The organism is Variovorax sp. P1_H2 (assembly GCF_056405295.1).
Map to the genome: position 1 here is coordinate 1 of NZ_JBFUCJ010000199.1, position 6,668 is coordinate 6,668.

General features: G+C 68.7%; 8 protein-coding genes. 4 read left to right on the forward strand and 4 right to left on the reverse strand.

From position 1 onward, the window contains the following. Nucleotides 1-276 precede the first annotated feature (276 nt). From argG to AC1D2E_RS34215, 4 genes are all read right to left on the reverse strand, one after another. A complete protein-coding gene (gene argG, locus AC1D2E_RS34200) occupies nt 277-1,617 on the reverse strand; it encodes an argininosuccinate synthase (RefSeq protein WP_478201520.1) in 1,341 nt (446 codons plus the stop codon). Nucleotides 1,618-1,634: 17 nt separating this feature from the next. Next, nucleotides 1,635-1,958, reverse strand: a complete 324-nt coding sequence (ppnP, locus tag AC1D2E_RS34205; protein WP_478201521.1) for a pyrimidine/purine nucleoside phosphorylase — start codon at nt 1,956-1,958, stop codon at nt 1,635-1,637. 129 nt (nt 1,959-2,087) lie between these two features. After that, nucleotides 2,088-2,645, reverse strand: a complete 558-nt coding sequence (locus tag AC1D2E_RS34210) for a hypothetical protein (protein WP_478201522.1) — start codon at nt 2,643-2,645, stop codon at nt 2,088-2,090. Nucleotides 2,646-2,724: 79 nt separating this feature from the next. Then, on the reverse strand, nt 2,725-3,078 hold the full coding sequence (locus AC1D2E_RS34215; RefSeq protein ID WP_478201523.1) for an ArsC family reductase: 354 nt from the start codon (nt 3,076-3,078) through the stop codon (nt 2,725-2,727). Nucleotides 3,079-3,112: 34 nt separating this feature from the next. Here AC1D2E_RS34215 and folC point away from each other — a divergent pair, with 34 nt between their 5' ends. The 4 genes from folC to AC1D2E_RS34235 form a co-directional block, all read left to right on the forward strand. Then, a complete protein-coding gene (gene folC, locus AC1D2E_RS34220) occupies nt 3,113-4,420 on the forward strand; it encodes a bifunctional tetrahydrofolate synthase/dihydrofolate synthase (RefSeq protein ID WP_478201527.1) in 1,308 nt (435 codons plus the stop codon). A 94-nt stretch (nt 4,421-4,514) separates the two neighbouring features. Beyond that, nucleotides 4,515-5,381 carry an SPOR domain-containing protein gene (locus AC1D2E_RS34225; protein ID WP_478201524.1) on the forward strand — a complete coding sequence of 289 codons (867 nt, stop codon included), beginning with the start codon at nt 4,515-4,517 and terminating at the stop codon, nt 5,379-5,381. A gap of 14 nt (nt 5,382-5,395) precedes the next feature. Then, nucleotides 5,396-5,881, forward strand: coding sequence for a CvpA family protein (locus tag AC1D2E_RS34230; protein WP_478201525.1), 486 nt, complete (start codon nt 5,396-5,398; stop codon nt 5,879-5,881). Nucleotides 5,882-5,893: 12 nt separating this feature from the next. Next, a partial coding sequence (locus AC1D2E_RS34235) for an amidophosphoribosyltransferase (protein ID WP_478201526.1) occupies nt 5,894-6,668 on the forward strand: 775 nt, incomplete at its 3' end.

Sequence of the window (6,668 nt, forward strand, 5' to 3'; positions counted from 1 at the left end):
CCGGCTTTGCCGGGCCGCTGGTGTTGCCCCCGGTAGGGGGTGGGAGGGCTACACGCAGTGAGCCCGACCTGGGGGCGAGCAACAGTGCCACCGCGGAACCGGCTTTGCCGGGCCGCTGGTGTTGCCCCCGGTAGGGGGTGGGAGGGCTACACGCAGTGAGCCCGACCTGGGGGCGAGCAACAGTGCCACCGCGGAACCGGCTTTGCCGGGCCGCTGGTGTTGCCCCCGGTAGGGGGTGGGAGGGCTACACGCAGTGAGCCCGACCTGGGGGCGAGCCTATTCCTTGTCGTTCTTGAGTTGGGGCAGGGATGCACCCTGCGTCGACGACAGCAGCCCGGTCTGCGTGTAGATCGCCAGCTTGGCGCGCGTGTCGACGATGTCCAGGTTGCGCATCGTCAGCTGGCCGATGCGGTCCAGCGGACTGAACGGCGCGTCCTCGACCTTTTCCATCGACAGGCGCTCGGGCGCATAGGTCAGGTTGGGGCTCACGGTATCGAGGATCGAGTAGTCGTTGCCGCGGCGCAGCTCGACCGTGACCTCGCCCGTGACCGCGCGCGCCACCCAGCGCTGGGCCGTCTCGCGCAGCATGATGGCCTGCGGGTCGAACCAGCGGCCCTGGTAGAGCAGGCGGCCGAGGCGGCGGCCGCTGTCGCGGTACTGCTCGATCGTGTCCTCGTTGTGGATGCCGGTCACCAGGCGCTCGTAGGCGATGAACAGCAGCGCCAGGCCGGGGGCCTCGTAGATGCCGCGGCTCTTGGCCTCGATGATGCGGTTCTCGATCTGGTCGCTCATGCCCAGGCCGTGGCGGCCGCCGATGCGGTTGGCTTCGAGCAGCAGGTCGACCAGGCTGGCGTACTCGACGCCGTTGAGGGCGACCGGACGGCCTTCCTCGAAGCGGATGCGGACCTCTTCGCGCGGGACTGAGACCTCGTCCTTCCAGAAGGCGACGCCCATGATCGGCTGCACGATCTTCATGCCGCTGCTCAGGAACTCGAGGTCCTTGGCCTCGTGCGTGGCGCCCAGCATGTTCGAGTCGGTCGAATAGGCCTTCTCGGTCGACATCTTGTAGGCGAAGCCGGCCTTCTGCATGAACTCCGACATCTCCTTGCGGCCGCCGAGCTCGTCGATGAAGGTCTGGTCGAGCCAGGGCTTGTAGATCTTGAGCGCCGGGTTGGTCAAGAGGCCGTAACGATAGAAGCGCTCGATGTCGTTGCCCTTGAAAGTGCTGCCGTCGCCCCAGATGTGGACGTCGTCCTCCTTCATCGCCGACACCAGCATGGTGCCGGTGACCGCGCGGCCCAGCGGCGTGGTGTTGAAGTAGGTCAGGCCGGCCGTCGTCACGTGGAAGGCGCCGGCCTGCAGCGCGGCGATGCCTTCGGCGGCCAGCTGGGTGCGGCAGTCGATCAGGCGCGCCTTCTCGGCGCCATAGAGCATCGCCTTGCGCGGGATCTCGTCGTAGTCGGGCTCGTCGGGCTGCCCGAGGTTGGCGGTGTAGGCGTAGGGAATCGCGCCCTTGTTGCGCATCCAGTGCAGCGCGGCGCTGGTGTCGAGGCCGCCCGAAAAGGCGATGCCGACCTTCTGGCCGGCGGGAACGTTCTGGAGGATGGTGGAGGACATGCGCGTAGGTTTCCGGTTCAGCCGAAGTGGCAGATATAGCTGTAGGGCTCGCCGCTGACGCGGATCTGGAAGCTGGAGTTGCCCGGCACGCTGAATTTCTCGCCCGCGCCCGAGGCCACCCATTCGCTGCTGCCCGCAAGCAGATACTCGCATCGGCCGCCGGCGCCTTCCATGGTTTCCGGCGCGCCGGTGTTGAAGGTCAGGGTCGAGGGCAGGATCACGCCGACCGACTTCTTGCTGCCGTCGGCCAGCGTGAGGTTGTGGCTCACGCACTTGCCGTCGAAGTACACGTTGGCCTTGGTCGAGACCGTGGCGCTCTGGAGGGTTTCGGTTGTGCTCATGGGTAGAAAGGCCTGGCATTGCCCGCGTTTCGGCAAGCAAAAGGCGCGTTCTGAGGAAACGCGCCCGGTTGGGTTGGCAAAGCCGTTGATTTTAGGCTTGCCGGCCGGCCTTCCGGCCCGAACTGGGGATCAGCGCCAGCGGCCGTAGCCTCCGCCCCAGCCGCGCGAGTAGCCGAAGCCCAGCGAGATGCCGATCGGCGGGTAGGCGTAGGCGGGCGCCGGGTAGTACGCCGGTGCCGGGTAGTACAGCGGGCCCGGCTGCACGTAGACCGGGGCCGGGGCATAGACCGCTGCCGGCGGCGCGTAGACCGGGGCCGAGGCACCGCCACCCGACACCACCAGGCCCGGCTCGGGCACGACGTTGCTCCAGTCCTGTTGCGGCGGGGGGCCATCGACCGGGCCGGCGGCCATCTGGGGCTGCGGCGCCACCGGCACCGGCGTGGCCAAGCCGTATTGGGTCGAATCGACCCAGATGCTGGCGCCGGGCGGGTTGCTGACGCGCGTGTTGTACTGGCGGCCCGCGTACTCGTAGGTCACGTTGTAGCGGATGCTGCCGTTCGATTCGGTCACGGGTGAACTCGTGATCACCCGTGCCTGGACCTGCTCGGCCCGGGCCAGCGTGCCGAAACCGGCCAGTGCGGCCAGCAGCGACAGGGCGGACGCGGTACGAAAGGTTCTGTTGTTCATGTCGGATCTCCTGAATTCCCGGGGCGGGGGCGCCCTCGCAACCCGGTTGGAGGCCTTTGGGCCCCCGGGGTTCCAGCGTTTACAAAGCGTGGCTTGCCCACTCGGTGGCGTCGAACCCGGTTGTAACGTCACGTCCGGCGCCCCAGTTGACCACCGGCCGCTTGATCAGGCTGGGATTCGCCAGCAGCACCGCGCGGGCCGAGGCCGCATCGACCACCAATTCGCGGGTGGCGTCGTCCAGGCGCCGCCAGGTGGTGCCGCGGCGGTTGACCAGCGCCTCCCAGCCGGGCGCGGCAAGCCAGCGGTCGAGTTCGGCCTCGGGCACGCCGCCCTTCTTGAAATCGTGGAAGCTGTAGGCGACGCCATGGTCGTCGAGCCAGGCGCGTGCGCGCTTGACGGTGTCGCAATTCGGTATGCCGTAGAGGGTTGTCATGCGGCGATGATGCCCGCGGTGCCGGTCGGCGACAATTCCCGGCTCCATGAAAACCCTAGAAGACTGGCTGGCGCACGCCGAGCACCTGCATCCCAAGAACATCGAGCTCGGCCTGGACCGGGTCCGCGCCGTCGCCCAGCGCCTGGGCCTGGCCTTCGACTGCCCGGTCATCACCGTGGCCGGCACCAACGGCAAGGGCTCGACTTGCGCCATGCTCGAGTCGATCCTGACGCATGCGGGCTACCGCACCGCGGTGTTCACCTCGCCCCACCTGGTGCGCTTCGAGGAGCGGCTGCGGCTGTCGGGCGAGCAGGTCGACGGCGCCGCGCTGGCGCCTTTCTTCGAACAGGTCGAGCAGGGCCGGGGCGAAGTCCCGCTGACCTACTTCGAATTCACCACGCTGGCGATCCTGCTGTGCATCGCCGCGGCAAAGCCCGATGCCGCGATCCTCGAGGTCGGCCTGGGCGGCCGGCTGGACGCGGTCAACATCGTCGATGCCGACTGTGCCGTCATCACCAGCATCGACCTCGACCACATGGAATTCCTCGGCAACGACCGCGAGAGCATCGGCTTCGAGAAGGCCGGCGTGATGCGCGCCGGCCGGCCGGCGATCGTCAGCGACCCGATGCCGCCACAGAGCGTGGTCGACCACGCGGAAGCCATCGGCGCCGACCTCTGGCGCGTCGGCCGCGATTTCAACGTGATGGGCGACCAACAGCAATGGGGCTGGAGCGGCCGCGGCCGGCGCTACAGCGGGCTGGCCTATCCGGCGCTGCGCGGCGCCAACCAGCTGGTCAACGCGGCCGGTGTGCTGGCGGCGCTGGAGTCGCTGCGGCAGCGGCTGCCGATCACCGCCCAGGCGGTGCGCAACGGGCTGGCAATGGTCGAATTGCCCGGCCGCTTCCAGATCGTCCCGGGCGAGCCGGCGCTGGTGCTGGACGTTGCGCACAATCCGCACGCGGTGGCCGCGCTGGCCGAGAACCTCGACGCCATGGGCTTCTATCCGACCACCCACGCGGTCTTCGGCGTCATGGCCGACAAGGACCTGGCGCCGATGTTCGCCCGCATCGGGCCGATGATCGACCGCTGGTACTTCACCGACCTGCCGACCGCGCGGGCCGCCAGGGCCGACGACCTGATCGTCCGCTGGCAGGCCCAGAACAAGCGCAAGGATGTCTCGGCCAGCGTCCACGGCAACCCCATGGAAGCGCTCCAGGCCGCCATCGATCGCGCCGACCCCGCTGATAGAATCGTGGTCTTCGGATCGTTCTTCACCGTGGGTGGTGTGCTCGAGCACGGAACACCCCGTCTGGGCGCCAGGCACCTGTCTCCCGGCTCCTGAAACAGCCTGAATCCCGGCGCCCTTACCCCCGATTCCCCCCCCGTTTCCTCCCGTTTCAACCGCACGCAGCACCCCCCTCAGGAAAACGAATTTCATGGCGTTCTTCAAGTTCCGCACCCGCGGTCCTCAAGGCAACGAAGGGCGAAGCACCGTCGCCGCCGCGCCGGCGGAGAGCATCGAGGCGCTGCGTCGCCGGGCACGCCACCGGCTGCTGGGCGCCGCGGTCCTGGTGCTGATCGGCGTGATCGGTTTCCCGCTGCTGTTCGACACCCAGCCGCGGCCGATCTCGGTCGACATCCCGATCGAGATTCCCGACCGCAACAAGGCCAAGCCGCTGGCGCTGCCGGCGCCCCCGGCGCCGGCCGCTCCAAGCACCGACAAGCCGGCTGCCGGCAAGCCGGCCGCCGCCGCGCCCGCCTCGTCGGGCGGCGGCATGATCACCGAGGCGGCCGACGGCAGCGAGATTCCAGAGGGCAAGGTGGCGTCGTCGGTGCCGGCGGCCGAACCCGCACCTGCGCCCGAGAGCAAGCCGGTCCCCAAGGCCGAGCCGAAACCCGAACCGAAGCCGAAGGCCGAGGCCAGACCCGAGCCCAAGCCGGAGCCCAAGCCGGAGCCCAAGCCCGCGGCGCCGAAGACCGCGGCGACCGATGAAGCCGCCCGCGCCCGTGCGCTGCTCGAGGGCAAGCCGACCGCCGTGGCGGCAGCCGCTGCCGCCAAGCCGGCCGACGAGAACGGCCGCTTCGTGGTCCAGGTCGGTGCCTTCGCCGATGCGGACAAGGCACGCGAAGTGCGTCAGAAGCTTGAAAAGGCCGGCCTCAAGACCTATACCAGTGTCGCGAAGACGGCCGACGGCGAGCGCACGCGGGTGCGTGTCGGTCCCTTCGGCAACCGCGCCGAGGCCGACCGCGCCGCGGCCAAGGTCAAGGGCTTGTCTTTGTCGGCTGCCGTCCTCAGCTTGTAGGCTCGCGGATCGACGTGGCCACGCTCGACTGGATCGCCGTCGCGCTGCTCGTGGTGTCGATGCTGCTGGGCCTGGTGCGCGGACTGGTGTTCGAGGTGATTTCGCTGGCGGGGTGGGTCGTGGCCTTCGTGGTTGCCCAGTGGCTGGCCGAGGACGTGGGGCGCTGGCTGCCTTTTGGCGAACCGGCCGCGAGTTGGCGCTATGCCGCCGGCTTCGTGGGGGTGTTCGTCGGGGTGGCATTCGGCGTCGGGATGCTGGCGGCGCTCACGCGCAAGCTGGTGGCGGCGATCGGGCTGCGGCCGGTGGACCGGATCCTYGGCGGCGTTTTCGGCGTGGCGCGCGGCGCGGTGGCGATGCTGGCCGTCGCCGTGAGTGTTCATTTGCTGGCGTTGAGCGACAGTGCCTGGTGGCACGGATCGCGCAGCGCCATTGTTCTTGATGCGGCATTGCAGGGCCTGAAACCCGCGCTGCCTGATAAGTTGGCAAGCTACCTGCCCTGAGAGGATCGCTTCATGTGTGGAATCGTCGGCGTTGTCAGTAACGCTCCCGTCAATCAACTGCTCTATGACGCCTTGCTGCTGCTGCAGCACCGCGGCCAGGATGCCGCCGGCATCGTGACGCTGCTGGAGCGCAAGTTCTTCATGCACAAGGCCAAGGGCATGGTGCGCGATGTCTTCCGGACCCGCAACATGCGCGGCCTGCCGGGCGACATCGGCCTYGGCCAGGTGCGCTACCCGACCGCCGGCAACGCCTACAGCGAGGAAGAGGCGCAGCCCTTCTACGTCAACGCACCCTTCGGCATCGTGCTGGTGCACAACGGCAACCTGACCAATGCGCATGCGCTGCGGGCCGAGCTGTTCTCCACCGACCACCGCCACACCAACACCGAGAGCGACTCCGAGGTGCTGCTCAACGTGCTGGCCCATGAGCTCGACCGCGCCACCCGTGGCGGCCTGTTCGATTCGGCCACCCTGTTCGAGGCGGTGCGCAACACCCAGCGTCGCCTGCGCGGCTCCTACGCGGTGGTGGCGCTGATCGCCGGCCACGGCTTGCTGGCTTTCCGCGATCCCTACGGCATCCGTCCGCTGGCGATGGGCCGCGGTGCCGATGGCACCGTGATGGTGGCCAGCGAGTCGGTCGCGCTCGAGGGTTCGGGCCATGTGTTCGAACGCAACATCGCGCCGGGCGAAGCGGTCTTCGTCGACCTGCAGGGCCAGGTCCATGCCGAACAATGCGCCGACTCGCCGACGCTCAACCCCTGCATCTTCGAGTTCGTCTACCTGGCGC